This window comes from Kitasatospora sp. NPDC059795 (assembly GCF_042732175.1).
Taxonomy (GTDB): Bacteria; Actinomycetota; Actinomycetes; order Streptomycetales; family Streptomycetaceae; genus Kitasatospora.
Genome location: NZ_JBHWID010000001.1, coordinates 508038 through 529656 on the forward strand (window position 1 = coordinate 508038; position 21619 = coordinate 529656).

Annotated in this window: 18 protein-coding genes and 1 pseudogene; 12 read left to right on the forward strand and 7 right to left on the reverse strand. The window is 67.1% G+C overall.

Going from position 1 to position 21619, the window contains the following annotated elements; all coding sequences use genetic code 11:
• Nucleotides 1-80 precede the first annotated feature (80 nt).
• On the reverse strand, nt 81-1709 hold the full coding sequence (locus tag ACFV4P_RS02395) for a tyrosine-type recombinase/integrase (RefSeq protein ID WP_380466420.1): 1629 nt from the start codon (nt 1707-1709) through the stop codon (nt 81-83).
• A 305-nt stretch (nt 1710-2014) separates the two neighbouring features.
• Here ACFV4P_RS02395 and ACFV4P_RS02400 point away from each other — a divergent pair.
• The 3 genes and pseudogenes from ACFV4P_RS02400 to ACFV4P_RS02410 all read left to right on the forward strand — a co-directional run.
• Nucleotides 2015-2119: pseudogene (locus ACFV4P_RS02400) on the forward strand (NADP oxidoreductase); the annotation flags it as partial.
• 148 nt (nt 2120-2267) lie between these two features.
• Complete coding sequence (locus tag ACFV4P_RS02405; RefSeq protein ID WP_380466422.1) at nt 2268-2525, forward strand: DNA-binding protein; 258 nt, start codon at nt 2268-2270, stop codon at nt 2523-2525.
• A gap of 80 nt (nt 2526-2605) precedes the next feature.
• Entirely contained in the window at nt 2606-3577 is a 972-nt protein-coding gene (locus ACFV4P_RS02410; protein WP_380466424.1) for a recombinase family protein, read from the forward strand.
• 75 nt (nt 3578-3652) lie between these two features.
• Here the strand turns inward: ACFV4P_RS02410 and ACFV4P_RS02415 are convergent, their stop codons facing one another.
• Complete coding sequence (locus ACFV4P_RS02415) at nt 3653-4402, reverse strand: hypothetical protein (RefSeq protein WP_380466426.1); 750 nt, start codon at nt 4400-4402, stop codon at nt 3653-3655.
• 62 nt (nt 4403-4464) lie between these two features.
• The gene (locus tag ACFV4P_RS02420) at nt 4465-4833 is read right to left on the reverse strand and encodes a hypothetical protein (protein WP_380466428.1); all 369 of its coding nucleotides are present in this window, start codon (nt 4831-4833) and stop codon (nt 4465-4467) included.
• A 1114-nt stretch (nt 4834-5947) separates the two neighbouring features.
• Here ACFV4P_RS02420 and ACFV4P_RS02425 point away from each other — a divergent pair.
• The 5 genes from ACFV4P_RS02425 to ACFV4P_RS02445 all read left to right on the forward strand — a co-directional run bounded on the left by ACFV4P_RS02425 (nt 5948) and on the right by ACFV4P_RS02445 (nt 8677).
• A complete protein-coding gene (locus ACFV4P_RS02425) occupies nt 5948-7009 on the forward strand; it encodes a ParB/RepB/Spo0J family partition protein (protein ID WP_380466430.1) in 1062 nt (353 codons plus the stop codon).
• Between the two features lie 463 nt (nt 7010-7472).
• Complete coding sequence (locus ACFV4P_RS02430) at nt 7473-7709, forward strand: hypothetical protein (RefSeq protein WP_380466432.1); 237 nt, start codon at nt 7473-7475, stop codon at nt 7707-7709.
• A gap of 112 nt (nt 7710-7821) precedes the next feature.
• Nucleotides 7822-8082 carry a hypothetical protein gene (locus ACFV4P_RS02435; protein ID WP_380466434.1) on the forward strand — a complete coding sequence of 87 codons (261 nt, stop codon included), beginning with the start codon at nt 7822-7824 and terminating at the stop codon, nt 8080-8082.
• Entirely contained in the window at nt 8079-8315 is a 237-nt protein-coding gene (locus tag ACFV4P_RS02440) for a hypothetical protein (protein ID WP_380466436.1), read from the forward strand. Before ACFV4P_RS02435 ends, ACFV4P_RS02440 begins: the two co-directional genes overlap by 4 nt.
• 92 nt (nt 8316-8407) lie before the next feature.
• Complete coding sequence (locus ACFV4P_RS02445) at nt 8408-8677, forward strand: hypothetical protein (RefSeq protein WP_380466438.1); 270 nt, start codon at nt 8408-8410, stop codon at nt 8675-8677.
• 97 nt (nt 8678-8774) lie between these two features.
• On the opposite strand, the gene ACFV4P_RS02450 is transcribed toward ACFV4P_RS02445, so the two are convergent.
• A complete protein-coding gene (locus ACFV4P_RS02450) occupies nt 8775-9182 on the reverse strand; it encodes a type II toxin-antitoxin system VapC family toxin (protein ID WP_380466440.1) in 408 nt (135 codons plus the stop codon).
• The gene (locus ACFV4P_RS02455; protein WP_380466442.1) at nt 9179-9751 is read right to left on the reverse strand and encodes a hypothetical protein; all 573 of its coding nucleotides are present in this window, start codon (nt 9749-9751) and stop codon (nt 9179-9181) included. Before ACFV4P_RS02455 ends, ACFV4P_RS02450 begins: the two co-directional genes overlap by 4 nt.
• Before the next feature lie 1227 nt (nt 9752-10978).
• Between ACFV4P_RS02455 and ACFV4P_RS02460 the strand changes: the two genes are divergently transcribed.
• From ACFV4P_RS02460 to ACFV4P_RS02475, 4 genes are all read left to right on the forward strand, one after another.
• Nucleotides 10979-11644 (forward strand): ParB N-terminal domain-containing protein, encoded by a 666-nt coding sequence (locus tag ACFV4P_RS02460; RefSeq protein WP_380466444.1) that lies wholly within the window; start codon nt 10979-10981, stop codon nt 11642-11644.
• A gap of 245 nt (nt 11645-11889) precedes the next feature.
• Complete coding sequence (locus tag ACFV4P_RS02465) at nt 11890-13050, forward strand: methyltransferase domain-containing protein (RefSeq protein WP_380466446.1); 1161 nt, start codon at nt 11890-11892, stop codon at nt 13048-13050.
• 68 nt (nt 13051-13118) lie between these two features.
• Entirely contained in the window at nt 13119-13784 is a 666-nt protein-coding gene (locus ACFV4P_RS02470) for a hypothetical protein (protein WP_380466448.1), read from the forward strand.
• A gap of 23 nt (nt 13785-13807) precedes the next feature.
• Complete coding sequence (locus tag ACFV4P_RS02475) at nt 13808-14137, forward strand: hypothetical protein (protein ID WP_380466450.1); 330 nt, start codon at nt 13808-13810, stop codon at nt 14135-14137.
• A gap of 207 nt (nt 14138-14344) precedes the next feature.
• On the opposite strand, the gene ACFV4P_RS02480 is transcribed toward ACFV4P_RS02475, so the two are convergent.
• The gene (locus ACFV4P_RS02480; RefSeq protein ID WP_380466452.1) at nt 14345-14608 is read right to left on the reverse strand and encodes a hypothetical protein; all 264 of its coding nucleotides are present in this window, start codon (nt 14606-14608) and stop codon (nt 14345-14347) included.
• 9 nt (nt 14609-14617) lie between these two features.
• A complete protein-coding gene (locus ACFV4P_RS02485; protein ID WP_380466454.1) occupies nt 14618-21538 on the reverse strand; it encodes a polymorphic toxin-type HINT domain-containing protein in 6921 nt (2306 codons plus the stop codon).
• Between the last annotated feature and the right edge of the window lie 81 nt (nt 21539-21619).

Genomic DNA, 21619 nt, shown 5'->3' on the forward strand with positions numbered 1-21619 from the left:
TAACCCGCCGCGTGGGGGTCCCCCGGGTAGGGCCGAAGGGGTGGCGAGCTGGCTGCCACCCCTTCGGCCTTCCCGTGGAGTTACGCCAGTGCCGGCTGCGGCGAGGTCTTGGCCGCCTTCTTCTCGCGGGCGCGTCGCAGGGCGGAGAGCTTGCCCGTCCCCGCTCGTGAACCGGCAGCTGGTTGGGCCGGTATCGGGGATGTGACAGGAACCGGCTCGGGCGGCGCTGGCACGGCGGGGCGCGTCGCGCGCGGAACCACCGCCAGCGCGGCTTCGGCCTGAGCGCGCTGATACTCCGGGAACACATTGGTGTAGATGTCCATCGTGATCTGGATGCCGCTGTGGCCTAGCTGCTCCGAGATGGCTTTTGGGGTGGAGCCGCCAGCGTGGGCGATGCAGGCTGCGCCGTGCCGTAGGCCGTGGAGAGTGATGGGCGGGAGGTCGGCCAGTTCGACCAGGCGCTTGAAGAGCTTGGTGAGGTAGTCGGGGTGGTATCCCGTGCCGTCCTCGCGAGTGAATACGAGCCCGGTGTCCGTCCAAGCTTCGGCCAGCCTGGCGCGCGCTTCGTCTTGGCGCGCTCGCCGAAGGTCGAACAGGCGGGCAGACTCGCTGTCGAGATCGATGGCGCGTTCCGAGCCGGCCTTCGGTTCAGCGCCGAACAGCTTGTAGGCGACGGTGATGACCTGCTGGTTGATCGTGACTCGGCGCTCGTCCAGGTCTACTTCTGCCCAGGGCAGTGCGCAGACCTCACCTCGGCGAGGGCCACGGAGTGCCATGAAGTGGAACAAGTCAAGGAGTTCATGGTCCACATACGTGTCCAGGAACTGTCCCGTGAGCTGAGGTGTCCAGACCATGACTGTGCCCGGGACTATGCCTGTCTCACGCCAGCGGGCGACTCGGGCCGGCGTCCACAGCATCGGTCGCGGGGGCTTCTTGCGTGAGAGCTTCACCAACTGGGCCCAGTTTTTGGTGATGAGTTCCGCACGGACGGCATCATTGAGTGCCGATGAAAGTATGTCGAGGATCTGATGTTGGGTTGGCAGTTCCGTGACCTTGCGCTGGCGACGGCGCTCTGAGGCCAATAGTTCGCGGGTCTCGTGCCAGGCGATGCGCAGCTCTCGGCGATTGCCCTTGGGGCCGTTGTGCCATGCCAGTCGTTTCTGCTCGCAGTCGTCGGCCAGGAAGGCCACGTAGTCGCGGTGCACCTGGATCTGCGTGTTTCGTTCGCGGATGGCAGCGATCATGTCTTCGACGTGCTGCTTGCGTAGCTCCTTGCGGTCGATGTGGCCGATGAAGGGCGCGATGTGGAGCCGTATGGTGTCTGTGTACCTGCGGGTGGTCGTCAGCGAAACATCACCCTTCGACTCGATCCAACGGTCGAGGTACTGCCCTAGGGTCTCCCTCACTCCTACGTCGAGGCCGGCCTTGTGCTCCTCCCAGACCTTTGTGCATGCACTGGCCGCTTCGCGCTGGGTGCGAAAGCCTCCTCGGCGGATGCGCTGGTTCTCGCCGGTGGCAACCGTCGGAAGTTCAATGTAGAAGTACCAGGATCCGTGACCTTTCTTGCTGAGGTCCGGGCATCCAGTGCCGAGGGTGCCGATCCGCTGTGTGCCGTCGTCGTTCAATACCGGCTTGCCTTTGTCCTTGCCGCGCCGGTGGAAGAGCGGGCCCTTGCATGCGCATCGCTGATAGGTGCGTTCCTCGAACATGCTTGGGCAGTTCCCTTCCGTGGCCGCGAATCAAGGCGATGGGCAGCTTCTACCTACTAATAGAATGTACGTTCTATTTTGCACTATCTGACTTCCGCTGTACACAGAAGTCGTTCGTGTGCCGGAACGCGATAGTCGTCACTTCAACGCGGTAGCTGTCACCAGCCCGGGAGCGAGTTCACTGTTCGCCTGGCTCTGCGGGGCCAGCGATTAGCGGCCAAGTAGGACTGCGCGGCTTCGACGGGCTGCGCCGGTACGAGTTTGGAGCATCGCCGGCGCTGCCCCGCAGGGAGGGGAGTCGCGGCCTGATCGGCGGCACCGTCGCGCGGCTGGCCGTCGCCGCGGGCCACGATGTCGTCCTGAGCAACCAGTGCGGCCCCCGGACGCTGTCCGGCCTGGTCACGGAGCTGGTCGCCGGGCGCGCGAACCTGCCGAGCGTTCGACCTTTGTCCGCGTGTGTGAACGAGGTATCCTGACCTATCCGTCGCTATCCGTCGCTGTCGTTACAGGGGTGGAAACGTCGGGTGAAGTTGGCGCGGGGGAGAAACGCGACGACTTATGAACAACTGCAAGACCGGCCAGGTCGAGACGTGCGAGGAGCGCGGCATGACGGCGCGGGAGGTTCTGAACCTTCCGGTGACCATCAACGTCGTGACAGCTGCCCGGGCGCTCGGCATGGGACCGAACAAGGCCTACCAGCTGATCCGCAGCGGGGAGTTCCCCGTAGCCATGATCACGGTGGGCGGCACGACGCGCGTGCTGACCCCGGCCTTGTGGACGTTCCTCGGACTGGACGGGCTTGCCATGGACGGATGAGCTGCGCTCAACGTGATGGAAGCTCATGCAACAGCTTCCATCACGTCGGGGTCGGCCGGGATGCTGACGGGTAGGGACCGATGCCACCGAGACAGTTCGGCTTCGCCGACTTCAGCCGGCAGAGCCTTCACGAGGCCGAAGCGGCGATCACCGCCGAAGCGGCGGAGCTCAGCGCCGCCGGTGAGTCCGACGCGGCTGTGGCGGCGTTCCTCACCGGGGCCGGATTCGTCGGCACCCTCGGCAAGCCCTTCACTTCCCAGAGCACCGGCCGCCTGCTGACCAACCCGGCCATCGCCGGACTGAAGCGGAACGACGACGGCAGCCTCGTCCCCGCCGACCACCCGGCCATGATCTCCCCCGAGCTGTTCGCGCGGGTGATGGAACAACACGTCAAGGCTCCGCGTGCCGACGATTACGACTACATGCTCACCGGCTGCGACCTCGCTGTGTGTGGCCGGTGCGGTGCCCAGCTCGGCGGGCTGCGCTCCTCCGCCGGCACGCCTGGCTACTCCTGCCCGGACGGCAACCGGCAGGACAGGCCTGGCAAGTGTGGTGCCGTGCGAATCGCCGCACCCCTGCTGGAGGACTTCGTCGGCGAGCAGGTCCTCGCCCGCCTGATGCTGCCCGGGACCCGCGCAGACCTGGAGAAGCTTCAGACGGTGCTCGCCGCGCAGCTGGAGGCCGACCGCCTTCGCGTGGAGGAGATCGACGAGTCGATCCGGGAGCTGGCCGCGATGGTGGTCCGCCGAGAGCTCCAGGCCAGGGACCTGAAGCAGGCCAAGGCCGAGGCAGCCGCGGAGAGCCGCGTCCTCAAGCGCCGGATCCTCACCCTGCAGCAGGCGGTGGACGTGCCGATCAGCGGCACCGTGGACGAACTCGTGGCGTGGTGGAACACGGCTCCGGCCAAGACCAGGCGCGGGCTGGCGCTGCTCATGTTCCACCGCATCGACGTGCACCCGGGAGGCCGGGGCGTGCGCAAGATCGAGCCCGGCCGGATCGTGCTGTGGTGGCGAAACGAGGCTCCCCCCGAGCCGATCGTTCTCGCCGTGTGAACCCGGCCCGGCGTCGGCCCCGTTGAGGGCGGGGCCGACGCCGGTGCTGCTGTGCGGCATCAGTGTGCTCCGGGCCTACCGCGCCCGCTCGACCCGTGTGGGGATCGAGCAGGCGGCGATGCCGCTGAAGATGCACGCACCGAACAGTCCGGCGCTGGTGGAGCTGATGGTGTCCTGCACGCCGACGTTCCAAGCATTACCCCAGATGCGGGTGATCGCGGCGAACGCGCCCTCGGTGATGCCCCAGACGGCGGAGGCCGCTCCGCCGGCGGCGATCAGGGCCTGGGCGGTGGCGATCCGACGGTGACCTGCGCGGGCGTTGTCGATGGCCAGCGGTATGCAGTCTCTGGCGACCGCTATCCCGGTCACCGCCCAGTACAGGTTGATGATCAGCAGATACTCGGCCACGCCCTCGACGTGGGCGTACTCGTTCGTGAGGTCGATTCCGTTGTGGTCGACCGTGACGAACATGGCGATGGCGGCAGCGGCGACGGCGAGGGCGCCGGCGAGGCGTAGCCGCAGCGCGGCCGGCCGGGCCGAGGGGGGATAGGTCCAGGCCAGCATGAGCGAGCAGATGCCCGCGACCGAGACGATGCCGACCAGGTGCCCCGTCAGCATGCCGAGGTTGTCCACGCCGGTCACTCTGTCGATGGCGTCGCCGGCGGCCGAGACGAGGATGGCGACCGCGCCTCCGGCAGCAGCGGTGAAGCGGCTCCATCGGTCGACGGGCCACCCGGCCGCCTTGGCGGTTTTCCCTCTGGTCCGCGCCGCCAGTTCGACGGTGACGGTGGCGGTCAGGAAGGCGACCAGCAGGGTTGTTCTCACGAGAGGGCTCGCGAAGTCCACGGCGGGAACTCGTTTCTGTGTGTGACAGGCCGTGGCAGGCCTTAGTGGGACAACCCGTGAATCTCGCGGCGGCTCGCTTCGGCGGCGTCGGCGCGCGACAGCCTGCGGCCGCGACGGGGCTTCGCGGAGCTCGGTGCTGGGACGGGTGCGGTGGCCGGGGTGTCGAGACCGCGTGCTTCCCGAAGGGCGTGGACGTACTGGAGCAGCCCGTCGGCGCCGGACTCGCCGAGATCGGCGATCAGGCGCAGCGCCTCGCGGACCTGCTCGTGGCGGTAGTAGACCTCCAGCGAATCCAGGTCGTCAGACCCTGGAAGCAGAAATGCAGGCGGGCAGTCGAACGCTTGGGCCAGTGCGAGAATGGTACGCGAGGGCGGGTTGGTTTTGCTCCCGTTCAGGGTGGCGTGAATCACGGTGTGGTCGAGGCTGGGATTGCCGCTCCCATCGGAGGTCCGAGCGGCAAGATCACGAGTGCTCGGAGGCTTATCGCCCTCGCGGGTGAGACGGCTGCGCAGGTATGCGAGCTTCGCGGAGAGGCTCCACTGCCTGTCGCCTGTGGCGGCTGGCGTACTTATCGCAGATCCTCCGTGTCCTCATGTCGAAGTGGTCTTCTTGTTGGCGATCGGCAACAGGCATCCTAACTGCTTCGTGAGCTGTCAATTGACCGGGCATTTTTTGACAGCGCAATTGATTCGCGTGCAAGCTAGGCCCGAGCCGCTCGCTATCGGGCGGCTTCCCAGGTTTCCCCGGCCAGGCCGGGGGTCCGGGTTCGGTGCGGTCGGCAGCTTCGACTGCTGCGATTGCCCTAGGGGTTGACGTGAAGATCGACCGCGGCGGCGTCCCTTGGGGGCGCGCGGAGCGGGGCCGGCGGCATGCCGCACCCTGCCGGGCCGGCGGTTCCGTCCGGACCGCACCCCACGCTGCGGGCACTTCCCGCAGTGGAGTGGATCTTCTCGGTGGCGCATGTCCGCTCCGGGCGTGTGCGCCCGGTGGGGGGCTGTGACGTGGCGGTCACCAGCGCGGGTGTCCTGAGGGCGCTCGCGGAGATGCGCCGCGCCGGGGTGGAAGGCCGCGGTGGCGGCAGCCCGCTCGCGGGTCTTGCCGATGCGGCCGAAGTCCTGGCTCTTTGGGGGTGCGAGCCGTCCCTTTGCGCGGAGAGCGCCGACGGTTCGCGGACGCGGTCGTCTCGGCGCGTGGTCTCCGCTGCCGGTTTCGGCATTCGCTGATAGCGTTTTCGGCCGCTCGCCGGGCGAAGGTTCGGTGGCGATGTGTGATCTTGATGGCCGGCGTGGGTGCTGGTTCCGGCGGGAGCATTGTCATGACGCTTTGTGTGCGGCGGATTGCATTGCGCGAACCGGTCATTTAGTAAAGAGGGTTTGATTAATCGGTCCGCCGTCGGGCGGGGAATCCTTTCGCGTCCACAGAAAAGGCGTCGGCAAAGTTGACCCACCCGCATGGTGAGTATAGAATTTACTCATAAGGAAGGGGGGAAACCTCCACCGGAAACCAGACCCAGGAGAAGCAGCCATGGCCAAGACGCTCAAGATGTCCAAGGTCCGCCCCAACCCGAACCAGCCGCGCGAATACTTCGACCCCGAAAAGCTGATCGAGCTGCGCGACTCCATCCGCGAGCACGGCCTGATGACCGCCATCGAGGTCCGCCGATGCGATGACGGCGACTACGAGATCGTGATGGGCGAGCGCCGCTACCGCGCCAACGAGATGGCCGGCAACACCACCATCAAGGTCGAGATCGTCGACGTCCCCGCCGGCATCAAGTCCTTCCGCCGGGCCATGGCCGAGAACGTCAACCGGCACGACATGACCCCCATCGAGGAGGGCAAGGGCTACCAGCGCATCCTCGACGAGGACACCCACGAGGACGGCACCCCCCTCGCCGTCGAGGACGTCGCCGCAGCCTTCGGCAAGACCCTCAAGTACGTCAAGGTCCGCATGGCCCTGCTCGACCTGATCCCTGAGATCCAGGAACGCGTCACCCTCGGCAACATCGGCACCCAGGCCGCCCACCGCATCAGCGAACTGACCCCCGACAACCAGCGCGCGGTGCTCAAGAAGTGGGCAGCCGACGGCATGACCGAGAACGAGCTGCTGCACTTCGCCCACCAGGTCCGTGAGCAGCAGCGCCAGCCCAGCATGTTCGACGTCGAAGAGCTGACCGACGACGAGAAGCAGGAGCGCATCGCCACCCAGAAGGCCACCCGCAACAAGCTCGACCAGATCGAGCGGATCCGAGCCCTCGCCGACGAGCTGGCCCGAACCCCTGTCGACGACCTCGCCGACGCCCTCGGTGGCGAACTCGGAGCCCGCCTCGACCAGTTGGAGCGCGCCGCCAAGTCCATCCAGGACGCCAAGTTCCAGGTCCGGCAGGCCAAGGCGCACGCAGACGCCCGCCAGATCGTGGTCAGCAACGCGGCCGCCCGCCCGGACCTGACCGCCGACCCGATCGACGCCGAACTCGCCGAGCTCATCACCGCCGCGAGCGCGACCGGCGAGGGCGCGGCCGGCGACGCCACCGCCAAGACGGGAGACACTGGCTCCGCCGAGCTCCCCGAACTCGCCGCAGCCTGAACCGATCCCGGCGGCCCCGCGCGGACCGCAGGCAACCGCAAGGAGAAGACGTGCCTCGACCCGACTGGCGGCACATGCCCGCCAGCGCCTGGTACGGCCCGCAAGAGCCCCGACAGGACGCCCTGTTCGTCCAACCCGACGTCGGCCGGGACGACTTCGGCACCCCGCCGTTCGAAGGGTGCACGGTCGAGAACCTGTCCTCCCAAAGCCCAAAGATACATGTGGATAGATAAGTGATACGGTCTGCATGTCGCTGACGGAGGCGACTCCCCATAAGCCGCCTCCACCAGCGACAGCGCCGTGAAAGCTCCACCTCCACGGTCCTGACGGGCGGCACCTCCCCCGCGCCCTACCCGCCAGAACCGGGCCCCTCCCATGAGACAGGCCAGGAGACGAAGCCCACGACCAGGCCCGCCCTTCCGTCCCGTGTCGGGCGGGCCCACGCGCACCCAGGAGAAACACCGTGGACCACTACCAGGCCCCAACCACCGCCGACCCGGACCTGTACACCCGACTCATGTACGAGCGGTACGGCCCACCCGCCGCGGTCTTCGCCGAGCAGAACCTCCCCGCCCCGGTCCCTCCGCCCCCACCCCGGCCGCGCCGGTACAGCGCCCGCTGGCCCGACCCACAGGCCGCCACACACCGGGCCGATCTCCTCCGAGCACTCGACTTCCACCGGAAGAGGACCAACGCGTGAACGCCAACCCCGACCAGCCCGACCGCACCCCACCCGTCCCCGGCGCCGTTTGGTGCAAGTCCTGCGACTCCTGGTGCGACCCCACCTCCGGCCTGTGCAGGTGCAACAACCGATGAGCGAACACCAGGTCACCAGGAACCAGGCCTACGAGGCGTGCCACCCCGGCGACGGGAAACGTCGGATCCGGATCATCGCCGTCCACGGCAACCGGGCCGAGATCGAGACCATCGGCCGCGGCCCGGCCCTCCGCCGCTTCATCCTCCTCAACACCCTCCACGCCTCCGCGACCACGAGCACCGGCCGCGCCCGGCGCACCGGGTATCGTCTCGTCGGTCTCCTCGGCGAACCACCCGAACGGAGCCCGACCACGTGACCGACACCCAGCCGCCCCAGACCGAGCCCCGCCCCACGGCCAGCACCATCACCGACCCCGAACTCGACGCCCTCTTCCACCGGGCCGAGCAAGCCGAAGCCCGACTCACCGCCGCCGCCCAACTCCTCGCGGCCGGCAAGAGCGGTCCCCGCGACCGCGTACAGATCGCCCTCCGACTCTGCGCAGGCGAGATCACGCCCCAGGAAGCCCAAGACGAAGACCGCGGCGAGTAAGCCGCCCCCGAACCCGCCCGGCCGGACCCGCCATCCGGCCGGGCGGGTTCGCACCCACAACCCGCACACACTTTGATCAGCAAGGTGACCCAATGGCATACCAGCTCGACGCGATCGGCCCGTTTACCCTCATGGACCCCGCCGGCGCGCTGCCGGGTACCGGTTGGCGCATCACGCACGGCTCGGACTGGCTGCCCGGCCAGTACGCCAGCCGCGACGCTGCGCTGCTGGCGATCGGCCTCGTCCTCGATGGCGAACACGCCGTCCGGCTGGAAGAGTTCTGGGACTACCCCCGCGCGAGCCACGCCGTCACCGTTGAGGACATCATCAGCTTCGTCGCCAACAAGGGCACCACCAGCTGAGCCCCGGTTCCTCCGCGCAACGGGCTCGAACGCCGGCGGGGCGAAGCCCGCAGGTCCGGCCTCGACCCGCCCTGGCCGTCTCGCAGCTGACCACCGATCAGGTGATCAGCTCGACCGTGCAGGCCACCCCGGTCGCCCTGGAGAGCTTCCCGTCCGTCGTCACGAGCGGCACGGCCAGCTTCTCCGCGAGCGCCACGTACAGGCCGTCCCCCGGGTACTGATTGTGGCGGAGCGCCCAAGTTCGATCGATCAGCTGGACGGTGTCCACCCGCAGGAAAGGCAGCGAACCGAGCTCCTTCACCGCCTGGTCCGCCACCCGGAGGGGGATCTTCCCCCCGAACGAGAGGCCCCGCAACGCGGTCAGCACCTCCTGGTCGAAGTGCCCCGGTACGGCCACGACCTGATCCTGAAGACGAGCGGCGATCGTCCGGCGCAGCGGACCTGTCATCAGCTCGACCGCCGCTGAGGCGTCCAGCACCAGGCTGGCCGCCTCGGGACCGCTCACTCAGCACCCCCGCGTGCCGCCCGGACCGCGTCGATGATCTCCTGCGTCGACACCGAGGCAGTCTCCACCCCGGCCTCCTCCATCCGGTCGACCAGCGCGGCGGCATCGAACCCGAGCTTCAGGATCGCCTCGGCTTCGAGAGCCTTGGCCTGGGCAGCCGGCCTCCAGCGCGCGACCAGGGCCTTCAGCTCCGCGACGTCCGAGTGGTCGGGATCGTCCTGCCTGTACTGCTCGACACTCAGGGCATACCGGAACAGCAGGTGACTCGCCTGATCGTTGCGGACCTTGCGGGCCCGGGGGCCGTCGAGGGTGGGGGACTGAGGAGAAGCAGTGTCGGGGAGATCGAACAGCCGTCGCCCCTCGGCCCCGAGAGCGGCTGTCACCGCCGCGACCGTGTTGCTCTTGCCGGCTGGGACGTTCTGCCAGATCGCTGTCGCCAGGGCTGAGCTATGTCCGGTGCTGCCCTTGACCTCGTAGATGAAGGGATCAGCGGCGGCCCTGGGCACGTGGACGGCGCGGTCGACTGTCGGTGTGTCGGCTCGCCTGCGGCGCCGCGGCTTCTTCCCCATGCCCCCACGATAGACGCCGGGCGCAATGGGAAGGCGCGGATGCTGTTGGTCACCCGCAGAGCGAACCGTTGGTGCTGCAGGACAGTACATGGCCATCCCCTCTGATCGGGGAGAGGCGGCCGGAATCGCAGAGGGCAGGCCCGGCCGGACCTCTCCCGCGTAGCGGAACGAAGTCGGCCTGACCCGCCGGCGCGGCTCAGAGTTGTTGCGCCAGGCCCGGCCGGACCTTGGCATCGTGCTTCTACTCGACCCCTCGGACTGGGTTTGGGCACTGTTCAAGTCGTCCCGCGCGTCCGGCGCGGGCGAGATCACCCACAGAGCAGCACGGCCCCGCACTGATGGGTGGGGCCGCCCCGGCACTCACCCCGGGGCGACATCGAGTATCGGGCCGAAAGCTTTGTGCAGTCAAAGCGCCTGGTAGGGAGCCAAGTTGCATCGATCTCCGGGGCGCCCCGGTCGCTTCTGGTTCACCGATTCTCACGGAGACTGCGGATCCGGCGCAGGGTAAGGCGTAGGCCCTGTGGTCCCACCTCGCGCCGGATCAGCTACCCGGCCGCGCACATCCGGCTTCCGCAGCGAGTTCGTCCAGAAGCACGCTGCCGCGACCTCTACTCCTGGCGAAAGAACGCAGCCGCAGCGAGGCACACCACCACGGTCGCGCCGAAGCCCGCGCCGCCATCGCGCACAGCGGCCGGAATGGGGTTGTCACTGGCCCACGACAGTAGCCCCGAGATGAGGCCGACCAGCAGGCTGATCAGGAGAATGCAGACACCGAGCAGCGCAGTTGTCTGGGGGGGAGCGATTCACGTTTGCCTCCATATGGGAGGCCGGGCCAATCCAGCGCGGGGCAGGCCGGTCCGACCTCCCCGCATTTGCGAGTGTGGTTCGGACCGAGAGCCTTCGCCGGCGCAGTATCTCGATCATCCGGGGCCAACTGGGTAGTTGGCGCCCGTAAACGCAGATGCGTGGCGTTGGTGAGGCGCCACTGTCCAGCAGCAGTGCGTGCCGCGATCGCCGGGATGCGCGGAAGCTGGCCTAGCTGCTGGGTTCCTCCCGTGGCGTGGGAGGGGGCATCCGAGTCCCTCTCGGATGCCCGAAAAGTCTGACTGACAGTCAGGGGGAGTCAAACTCCCAGGTAGCGAGCCAGGGTCGGAGCCGGGCGGGCAGTGATCGTCTAGGCTGTTGGCGCGTGGGGCGCGGGGAATCGGCCTACGAAGGACCAGTTCCGTGCGTGAACCGATCGACCGGATCGTTGACTCCCTGCTCCCCCTCGCCGTCCCGATCGGCGACCTGACCCGCTACCACCGCAACCCGCGGCGCGGCGACGTCGCGGCCGTCGCCGAATCCCTGCTGTGGCACGGCCAGTTCAAGCCGATCGTCGTCAACCGCGGCACCCTGACCGGCCGCCCGAACGAGATCCTCGCCGGCAACCACACCTGGGACGCCGCGAAGGAGCGCGGCTGGGACCAGATCGCCGTGACCTGGGTCGACGTCGACGACGAAGACGCCGCGAAGATCGTCATCGTCGACAACCGCACCTCGGACCTCGCCGGGTACGACACCGAACTGCTCGCAGACATCCTGTCCGGCCTGGCCACCCTCGACGGCACCGGCTACGACCAGGACGCCGTCGACGAACTCCTCGACGGCATCGAACTTCCCTCCCAGCTCGCCGCGGAGACCACCGAACGCGAAGGCGAACGGACAGCGGACGAGCACCTTCAGTGGGGCTTCGTGCAGTGGGAAACCACACGCGTGCAGATCACCCGGGAGGAAGTCGAGCGACTCAACAACGTCCACGATGCCTTCTACACCGCGCGCGGCACCGACACCGGCTTCGCGCACTACCTCCTCGACCAGCACGAGGCGCAGCAGGAGCAGGCCGATGCCTGAGTTCGTCGAGGCCTACCCGCTCGCCGGGCTCAAGCCCGCCCCCTACAACCCCCGACGCCTGTCCGAGGAGGCGTTCGGCCGACTCCAGCAGTCCCTGAAGCTGTACGGCTGCGTGAAGCCGGTCATCGTCAACGGCAAACGGCATCCTGATCGCCGGCCACCAGCGCACCAAGTCGCTGAAGGCCATCGGGGAGACCCACGTCCCGGCGATCCTCCTCGACGGGCACGTCAGCACTGGCGACGAAGTGCAGTTCAACCTGTTGCACAACTCGGTGGAGACGGACGGCAGCAAGGTCCGGGTGCGCGCGTCCGGGCCGGACGCACACGGCTGGGAGTGGATCCAGCCCGAGGACGTCACCGCGGTCTCCCGCTCCAATCCGGCGATCCAGTCGGAGATCCGCCGCCTCGTCACCCGATACGGCGCCTGGGGCTCGGTCGTCGCCGATACGGCCGGCCGGGTCATCCTCAACAACGACTACGCGGTGGTCGTCGCCGACCTGAAGCTGCCGCTGCTGTGCTACCGCATGTCCGTTCAGGAAGCCGACGAGCTGGCGGTGTGGCTGGACGGCGAGTACGGCGTGTACGACTACACGCAGCTCGGCATCCGCGCCTACAACCAACACTGGTGCCAAATGCATCGCCTCGGCGGCGACGAGGGCGACTCCAACAAGTCCACCACGTACGAGCAGCACGTCCTGCCGGCGCTGCGCCCGGGCCAGCGGGTGGTGGACTTCGGCGCCGGGGAGCTGGCGTACATCAAGCGCGTCAAGGCGCAGGGCTGGGACGCGCATTGGTACGAGCCGCACGTCAAGGCGAAGGGGAAGGAGAACGCCCTCGACGTCGCGGCGACCGTCTCCCACATCCGAGACATTCAGCGGGACGCGCGCGCGAACGGCCTGTACGACGTCGTCGTCCTCGATTCGGTGCTCAACTCGATCACCAGCCTGGAGTTCGAGGACGCGGTGGTGACGGCGTGCAACTCGCTGCTCGCCAAGGACGGCACGTTCTTCACCGGGACCAGGTCCCTCGGCTCGGTGGAGCGCCGGATGAGCGGCAAGAAGGCCCGGCACAACGGCCGTTACCGTCGCACGATCGAGTTCCTGGACGAGAACGGGTTCACCGCGACGTTCCGCAAGGGAGTGTGGACGATGCAGCGGTTCCACTCCCCGGAGACGCTGCGGGCGCTGATGGGCCGGTTCTTCGGCGAGGTCGAGATCCGGGGCAATCCGAACGGCGGGAACATCTACGCGGTGTGCCGGAAGCCGCTGCCGCTGCCGGAGGCGGTGCGCCGGGCGGCGTTGGAGCTGGAGTTCAACATGGAGTACCCGGGGGAGTACCGGCACAACCGGCACCGGCCGTTGGTGGAGGCGTTGGTGGAGGCGTGTCGGGAGCGGGACGGCGATTAGGGAACCCCACGTGATGAGTATAGAATTTACCCATAAGGGTTGTTCAACTCGCCACCAAGGAAACCAAGTTGCCAAGAATCACCATCACCGCCGGACACCGGACGTACCGACACCTCTGGCTCAAATACATCACGGGCACGGACCTGAGCCGGCACTGCGCCGTCGCCCTCCACGGCCGCTACAGCCGAGCCGTCGACGAGAACATCACCACCGTCACCGTCGAACTCAACGAGTTCCCCCACACCATCGCCTGGTACCTCTGCGGCGTCACCACCCCCTACCGCTGGGAAGACAACCCCCACCTCGCCCTCGAAGCCGCCCCCGGCCACACCCAGACCCTCGCCGTCCAAGACCTCACCGTCCACCTCGACGGCATCCGACCCATCCCCTTCACCGACGAGCACATCCCGGACGACGACCCCCGCGCCGCCAACCCCGCGTTCAGGACCTGCCGCAACTGGTGGTTCGCCCACTACCTCGTAGCCGTCCGGGGCATCCCGGACGTCCACGGCGACCGGCCCCGCGTCACCGTGACCCGCCCCGGCACCGGACAGGGCGAACTCATCCCCACCCCCGCGCGGCGGCCCCGCCCGGCCGCCCCACCGCCCGCCCCGGCCGACGACCCACAGCCTCAGCAGACAGCACACCAACCACCCATCGCCGCCGTCGAACAGCAGGTCGCCACCGACGCCCCCGACCCGCGAACGGCCCAGCCCCGGAGCGCCCGCCCGTGAACACAACCTCCGAAAGCCGCAGCATGCAACCCGGCAGCCCGCCGGCCGCCACCCCGCCGAACCGCTCCGGACGGCGTAGGCCGCTCGGCACTCGCCAGCTCACCGTCAAGGAGGCCGCCACCTTCCTTCGCGGCACCTTCGAAGTCCCCGCCGAGTTTGCGGCCGTCGAACGGCTCGCCCTGCTCACAGGACTACGACCCGGCGAGATCGCAGACCTCGCCGAGCACGGGCGCGTTGAGCGCCACGGCCCCCGATGGCACGTCACCGTCCCCGACGGCAAGTGCCCCCGGACGATCGCGGTGGCCCGGCTCGCTGGCGACGAACCGCCATTTTGTGCAGCATCCGTCCGCTGAGGTTGCCGTCAACTACTGCCGTCAAGGCGCTCAGAAGGGCCTCGCCGAGACGTTCGACGAGGCCCTTCCTTTGTGGCTCACATGGCCAATTCGCGACATTTTAACAAGCTATGTGCCGATGGCGCGCCGATCACAGTGCGAGCCGAGATGGGGAATGGCCTCTCCACTCATCAAGCAGAGAGGCCATTCCCCCAAATTCAGGGTCCGTCAGTCAATTGGATTGAACCTCTGCAGGAGGAGGCACCCGCGCTCGTTGATGAGCTCCACCTCGACAATCGGTTTCATTTCGGGGTCAAAATACTCCAACATGTTCCGCGATTCGATGAACGAGATTCCAAGCTCCTCCTGGAACACCCTGAGGAATTCAAGCGGCGTAAGAGCCCGAGGGCCTCGCCGAGACAGGTATTCGAGCACCTCCAAAAAGGTTGCGCCCTCAGTCACAAGATATCGCAGCGCGACTTCACCAGCCAAGACACTCACCTACCCTACAGGTCGCGAAAATACAGGTTCAACGTTGGTGTAGTTGCCGAACTCGCCCACGAGCTTACTTCTATCGACCGTCACAGAAGTCAAGCCATACTTTCCACTCATGTGGCCAGTGAAGGTGTTGGCAGCCGCATCCTCATAGGACATTCCAGCCCTAAGATTTGCGTTGAAGGCATCAAGGTTGCTCGGCATCGCGGAGACCCATTTAGCCTGGAATGACGTGACATTTTCGGGGCCAAAATGATTCATGACATCGGCGAACATCTGTCCACCGGAAACGCTTCCACCCCGCTCCACCGCCATGCTCAACGCACCGTTGTTCAGATCTGCAATAACTCCACCGCCTCCCTCGTACATCTCCGTAAAGGAGCCGCAGTTAGAATTATGCGCCAGCACCGGCGTGCTGCCAGCGAGGACATAGTACGTGTGGATGTTCCGAACAGTGAGATTATAGGCCGGCATCAAATCAAGTCGATGAACTGTTGCGGCTACCCGGGCAGCGGATCCATCCGCGGCGCGAATAGTGTCACCGACGTTCAGATGGGATGCGTCAATCCAAGCATTGCGATTTTCCGCCCAGAAGGGGTGATGGTCGGTGGCTGTGATCGTGGACCCACTGCCTTCGAACGTGATCTCTGTGAATTCACGGTCATCAGGGGTGATAAGGGTTGCGTCTACCTTCTGAGCTGTGGTTTCGCCCGTCTCGGGGTCGGTCGCAAGGACTTCGTCGCCCAGCTCAATTTCCTCGATTGCCTTGGTCTGGCCATCCGACATGAGAACCGTCGTGCCAGAGGGAAAGCTATTCGGGCATCCGCCACTCCCCTTGGATGAGGGTGAGGAGGGTTTAGCGAATCTCTTACCTCGGCCAACCGGCAATGTAAGCCAATCGAGCTGAAGGGCGTCGTCCACTCCCGCTGCGACTTCTGCTGCACTGGCGATCGCTTGACTAAGGCTGTACATGCTGCTCGGGCAATGCAGCGGGCCCTGACACAGAAGCTGTGCCTCGTATTTGAGTACGGAAAGCGTCCAAGCCCGCTGTTTCAGCGTGCCAACTGTGGGATCGAGATTCTGAATAGTGTCGATCGGCCCCAGTCGTTCGAAGAACTGGCGGGTGTATTCATATTTTCCGGACCATGTGTTGTCGACGTCGACGCCGGGCCAGATGTTCGTCCAGCCGGTGTCGTCGTCCAGGCTTCCCCCGCCGTCGGTGCTTCCTCCGGGAGCGTCGCCTCCGCCGATGCCGGAGGACGGGCAGTTGGCTCTTTCGCCTCCGCAGTTCAGCATGAGGCCTGTGGGGTCGCTGTAGGTGAGGGGGTTGTTGTTGCTGTAGGTGTAGGCGGCGAGTGACTGTGGATCCGCCGTGACCAGGAGTGGGTCGACGCTTATGAACCGGCCCATCGCCGGGTCGTAGTCGCGGGCTCCGAGGTGGGTGAGGCCGGTGGGTTCGTCGGTGCCGCCGAGGAAGCCTCGGGTGCCGGCCCAGGTGGTGGGGGCGGTGCCGCGGGTGGCTCCGAAGGGGAGGGAGTGGCGTTGGGTCGCCGCGCCGGTGGTGGCGTCGATGTTGACTTCGGCGGTGCCGTGGTGGTCGCTGGTCTGGAAGGTGACCTTGTTGTCGTCGGTGCGTATCGCGGTGGCGGAGCCGAGCGGGTAGTAGCGGGTGGCAGCGGCCTTGGCAGCGCCCTTGACCAACTTGAGTTCGGTGTTGCCGAGGTAGAGGGTCCAGTTCTCGGCCGCCGGGTCGGCGGTGTCGAGGGTGTGGCCGATCAGGCGGTTGCCGCCCGCGTCGTAGAGGTAGTCGGTGGTCTTGCTGGTGGTCGTGGTGGTGGTGCCGGAGGTGGTCTTCACCGTGTCGGCGAGCCGGGTCAGCTTGTTCTCGGTGTCCCAGGTCAGCGTCTGGTCGCTGCTCTGGTTCCCGGTCGGCTTCAGGTGGCGACCGCTGGTGTTGCCCGCGTTGTCGTAGTCGTAGCTCTGCACCACGGGAGTGCCGGCGGCGCCGGTGACCGTACTGGTCGAGGTGAGGCTGTGCGGGCGGGCCGCGGTGGGCGCCGGGTAGGTGTAGGTGGTGGTGGAGTCCTGTCCGGTGTTGCCGCTCGTGTTGTGCCGGGTCTCACTGGCCCGGGTGCCGTTGGTGTTGTAGGTCCAGCTCGTCCAGTAGGGCGCCGGGCCGCCGAGCTTGGTGCCGTCGGGGGAGGAGCAGGAGCCGGTGTTGGGGGTGTACGCCTCGGTCAGTCGGGCGAGGTAGTCGTACGTGAAGCACTGCCGGTCGGTGCCGGAGCTGGAGTTGTCGGTGACGGAGGTGACGTTGCCGGCCTGGTCGTAGGTGTAGGCGGCGGCCCGTGCGGGTGTGGCGATGCCGTACTGGTCGGTGCGGCTGGTGGCCAGGCGCTGGGTTCCCCACTCGTAGGAGTTGGTGACCAGGATCCCCTTGCCTGCGGTGCTGTTGAGCTTGGTCTGCATCGGCTTGCCGGTGAGGCTGTAGTCCTGGCCCGTCTGATAGGCGTAGCCGCCTGCCGCGCCGACGCCGGTGAGCCGGTGCAGAGAGTCATAGGTGAACGCGAGTGATTCGCTGGGAAGGTTGCCGGCCGCCGGGTAGACGGCGCTTTTGACCTGGCCGTCAAAGCGGTAGATGGTGTTGCTGAGGTAGCTGCCTGCGAGGGGTTCCTGTCCTGGGACGGACGGGATCGTGACCGTGGTGCGGGTCGGACGGGCGAGAGCGTCGAATATCGAGTAGGCGGTTGTGTACTGGTAGGTGGTTCCGCCAACGGTGCTGTAGCGGGTGCTGGACGCCAGCAGGCCCTTGTTGTTCGCCGGGTCCCAAGCCTGGGAGGTCAGCAGCGATCCGGTGGCCGATCCGCTGCGGGTCTCGGTCAGGCGGCCGAGGTTGTCGTAGACGCTGGCGACGGTGTTGCCGCGACCGTCGGTGGTGCTGGTGACTTCACCCCGGTCGTTGTAGGCCCTGACAGCCGTTCCGCTGTCGGGGTCGACCGCCTTCGTCTGCTGGCCGAGCTGGTTGTACAACCAGGTCCAGGTGGTGCCGGCCGGGTCGGTCAGCTTGGTGAGATTACCGGCCTTGTCGTAGCCGTAGGTGGTGCTGTCGTAGGCACCGGTCGGCGTGGCGGCCTTGTACTGGCGGACCTCGGTAGGCCGCCCTTGTGCGTCGGTGATGGTGGTGGTGGGGGTGCCACCGGTGGGCGGGGTGACGGTGGCCCGGTCGCCGTTGTATTCGGTGAGCGTGGAGTACAGCGGGGTTCCGACGCCGTTGCCGGCCAAGACCGTGGATTTGACGGCGCGTCCGAGGCCGTCATAGGTGACCGCGGTCTGCGTTTCCAAGCCGTCGGTCAATTTGGGGTTCGTACTGACCGTCTGCAGTTGACTTGAGGGCAGACCCTCGACGTAGTAAGGGGCGTAGGAGAGTGAGGCGAGGCCGCGGTCGTTGTAGAAGGTGTCGGTGAGAACCCGGCCGCCGTTCTCTCCCGGTGCCTGAGTCTGCCGTACGCGGGCGAAGCCATCGTAGACGGTGTACGCGGTCTGCTGCGTGTTGTCTTCATTGAGCGTCTTCGTGGCGACGGCGGAGGCCACGTTCTCTGCGACGGTGTAGACGTATTCCTGGTTGGGGTTGCCCTGGCCGATCCGGTTGTTCAGCCGCACGCTGAGTGTGCGTCCGAGGGCGTCGTACTGGATCTCAGTGCGACGGTTGTTGGTGTCGACGCTGTCCTTGACTAGACCGCGCATCAGGTCGTAGTCGGTGGTGGTGGTCTGTGCGGTGGCGCTGTTTCCTGCCGTTGCGGGCGGGGTCGTCACCACGGTCTTGGTGGGGCGGCCGGTGGCCGGGGTGAAGGCGGTGGTGGTGGTCCGGGCGTTCGGGGACGGGGTGGTGACCGGGTTGGTGGCACCTGTGGTGTCATAGACGGTGCTGGATGCCAGCTCGGTGGTGCTCAGGGCCCGGCCGTAACCGTCGTAGGTGGCGGTGTTGTCCAGGTAGGTGGCGCTGTTGCTGGCACGGGACTTGAGGGACTCCACCATGGTGATGTCGCCCTTGGTGGGGGCGGTGCCGAAGTCCTGTCCGTCGTACCGGTTGCGGATGTCGGAGAGCACTGCAGAGGTGCCGTCGGCCTTGGTGTCTCGATCGACATCTGCCGAACAGGTCGCCGCGACGGTCTCGATCCTGGAGGTGGAACTGAGGATCCACGCCGAGGTGTTGTCCAGGTAGGTGGAGCGGGTGCACTTCTCGTCACCGGCGATCGAGACATCGCCGAGGCTCTCCTCCACGGTGGCGCGACCGTAGTCGTCGAACGTGGTGCTGTTCCGGGTCTCGCGCCAGCTGCCGCCCGTGCCCTTGTCGAGCGACGTGAAGCTGCGAGCGACACTGGTGCCGGTCAGGTTTGCAGTAGTCGTGCCCCAGTCACGGACTCGTTTGGCGGTTTCCTTCTTCCATGGGCTGTTGACGGACTTGCTGAGGATGACGCCGCCGGGCTTGTCGTACTGCTCGGTGCGGTACTCGAAGCCTGCCCACGCGTTGTCGTCGGTGAGGGTGGTGCCCTCGCCGTCGTTCACGGTGACGGCGCGCTTGCTGTTCTTGTCGGACGGGTTGTCGCGGTCGCCGTCCATGCCGCGCAGGTACCAGTGGTCGGTCTGGGTGGACATGGCGGCGTTGCCGCCGGTCTCGACCCGGACGTGGGCGTAGCCGCGCCATTGGGACCAGGTCTTGAGCTTCTCCTTGGTCAGGCCGTCCTCGTCGTCGAAGTGCCAGGCGGCGTCGCCGAGGTAGGTGTAGTGGGTGACCATGTCGGGTGCGCCGCCGGTGCGGTCGGTGGCGATGACGGCGTCGACGACGTACTTGTTGAACCACTCCGTGGTGACCGGGCCGTCCGGGGACGCCTGGTACTGCTGCGGGAAGCAGCGGGTGGTGTTGGTCTGGGGGGTGGGCAGGTTGGCCCAGGTGCAGGCTTCGCCGGAGTAGTTGACGTCGATCTGGCCGCCGATCTCGTCGGTGATCGTGCCCAGGCGCTGCTTGACGAACGGAGCGCGGCCGTCACCGGTCTTGTCGAGCCGGTTGACCATCTGCTTGTAGGCGAGGGTGGTCTTCGGCAGCGCGACGGCCGGGGTGGCGGAGTTGCCGGTGTGCTTGATCGAGTCCAGCAGGAGCTGGTAGTCGAAGTCGGCGGTGCCCCACTTGTGGGTCAGGTCCCAGGTGTCCACCGGCGCGTAGCTGCCGTTGGCCTGGAGGGTCTTGGCGACGACCTGGGTCAGGCGGGTCCGGGTGAAGAAGGCCGGCGCGAACGTGTTGGTGCAGTCGGTGCCGTCCTTGCAGTTCTGGTCCCACGGAGTGTCGTACCAGTACACCTGGTTGGTGTCGATCGACGTGGGGTTGCAGAGCGACGCGTTGGTTTCGAGGCAGCGTTCGGCGGTGCCGAACTCCACCCGGGCCATCGGCTTGGCGGTCCCGGAGTAGATGTCGTTCTTCTGCTGGCCGTACTCGATGTGGTCGAGGCGTCCGCCACGGATGTAGGGGGTGCGGTCGGTGACCTTGAGGTTGCGGCTGTAGTTGTTGGTCTCCGGCGTGTACCAGTAAGTGATGTCGTTGCCGTGCGCGTCGACCACCAGGTCGAGGTTCCAGCGCCAGCCCTGCTGGCACCACGAAGCGGCGAACGTCGAGGCGTTGCACGGCTCGCCGACGTCGTTGCCGAAGACTGGCACCGTGTACACCGACTTGGTCTCCGGCATGCCCGTCGTCCAGTTCGGAAGCCGGTTGTAGCCGAAGTAGTAGGTGATGCCGTCGGGTGTGGTGGCCTTGAAGTACTCGCCGTCGTTGTCGCCGTTGCTCCGGTTGGTGTCGCGGACCCGGACGATCTTGATGTTGTCGTCGTTCTTGATCCGCCACTCGTCGGCGGAGACCGGGATCAGTTCGCCGGCGTGGCCGTCGAAGCTGATGGTGGCGTTGTCGGTGCCCCAGCACATGTCGCCCGGGCTGACATTGTTGGTCTTCGGGGCGCCGTCGTCGGCGCACGGCTTGTAGGAGCGTTCGACGAAGCCTGGGGCCATGTCGAAGCCGTCGCCGGCCCAGGAGGCCTGGTTGTTGCTGCTGGAGGTCCGGCCGTCGACGGCGCCGGAGTTGTAGGACAGGCCGAGCTTCGGTGCGAGGCCGCCGGGCATCGCGGTGAGCGGCATGTCGTACGACCACGTGAACGATCCGCTGTTGAGCGAGGTCGACCAGGTGGAGGCGGAGGACAGCGGGGTGGCGGTGTAGTCGCCGCCCGGACCGGCCGAGCCCGTGGTGGTGGCGAGGACGACCGGGCTGCCCGCCGCCTGAATACGGGTCGAGCCGTCCGGGGCTGCGGTCAGCACGTCCGCCTTGACCGTCTGTGCTTCGAGGTCGTTGCCGCCGGGAAGCGGACTCTGCACGCGGCATTCCGGGAGCTGCGGCGTGGTCAGCGCGCAGTCGGGCAGCCGCACCAGCTTCAGCCGGGAGCCGTACCCCGCACCCGCGGCCCGGGCGAAGGACGAGTAGTCGACGGCCACGCCGGAGTGCTCGTCCGTGCCGGCGACGGTGAAGAGCATGCCGGTGACCCCGGCCTTGGCGGCGGCGTCCTGGCCGAGCACCTCGATCTGGGCCTTCGCGGCAGTGCCCGACGAGGTGACCGAGACCGGAAGCTTCCCGGCCTTCGCCGTCTTCCCCTTCTCGCCCGGGACGTCCGCGGTGGCCTTGCCCTTGCCGGGCAGCGCGCCGCGCTTGCCGTCCGGCTTGCTGACGGTGGTATCGGCCTTACGAGCCTTGATCTTGGCGTTGGACGTCTTGACCGGCTTCTCGGGCGAGACCGCCGACGGTGGCGTGTAGGGTTCGGCGGCCGCCGCGGCGGCCAGTGACAGCGTCGGCAGCAGTGACCCGACCAGGGTGGCCGCGACGGTCGCGGCCACTCTGCTCCGGGCCCGCCGCACGACGGACCTTCCTGAACTCATGGGCTGGACTTCCTTGTTCGTAACGGACCCGCCGGGCGG

Bases quoted from the DNA above. Each gene is read 5' to 3' on its own strand.
- ACFV4P_RS02395 (WP_380466420.1), bottom strand. From the start codon at position 1,709: ATGTTCGAGGAACGCACCTATCAGCGATGCGCATGCAAGGGCCCGCTC.
- ACFV4P_RS02405 (WP_380466422.1), top strand. From the start codon at position 2,268: ATGAACAACTGCAAGACCGGCCAGGTCGAGACGTGCGAGGAGCGCGGC.
- ACFV4P_RS02410 (WP_380466424.1), top strand. From the start codon at position 2,606: ATGCCACCGAGACAGTTCGGCTTCGCCGACTTCAGCCGGCAGAGCCTT.
- ACFV4P_RS02425 (WP_380466430.1), top strand. From the start codon at position 5,948: ATGGCCAAGACGCTCAAGATGTCCAAGGTCCGCCCCAACCCGAACCAG.
- ACFV4P_RS02435 (WP_380466434.1), top strand. From the start codon at position 7,822: ATGAGCGAACACCAGGTCACCAGGAACCAGGCCTACGAGGCGTGCCAC.
- ACFV4P_RS02445 (WP_380466438.1), top strand. From the start codon at position 8,408: ATGGCATACCAGCTCGACGCGATCGGCCCGTTTACCCTCATGGACCCC.
- ACFV4P_RS02455 (WP_380466442.1), bottom strand. From the start codon at position 9,751: ATGGGGAAGAAGCCGCGGCGCCGCAGGCGAGCCGACACACCGACAGTC.
- ACFV4P_RS02475 (WP_380466450.1), top strand. From the start codon at position 13,808: ATGCAACCCGGCAGCCCGCCGGCCGCCACCCCGCCGAACCGCTCCGGA.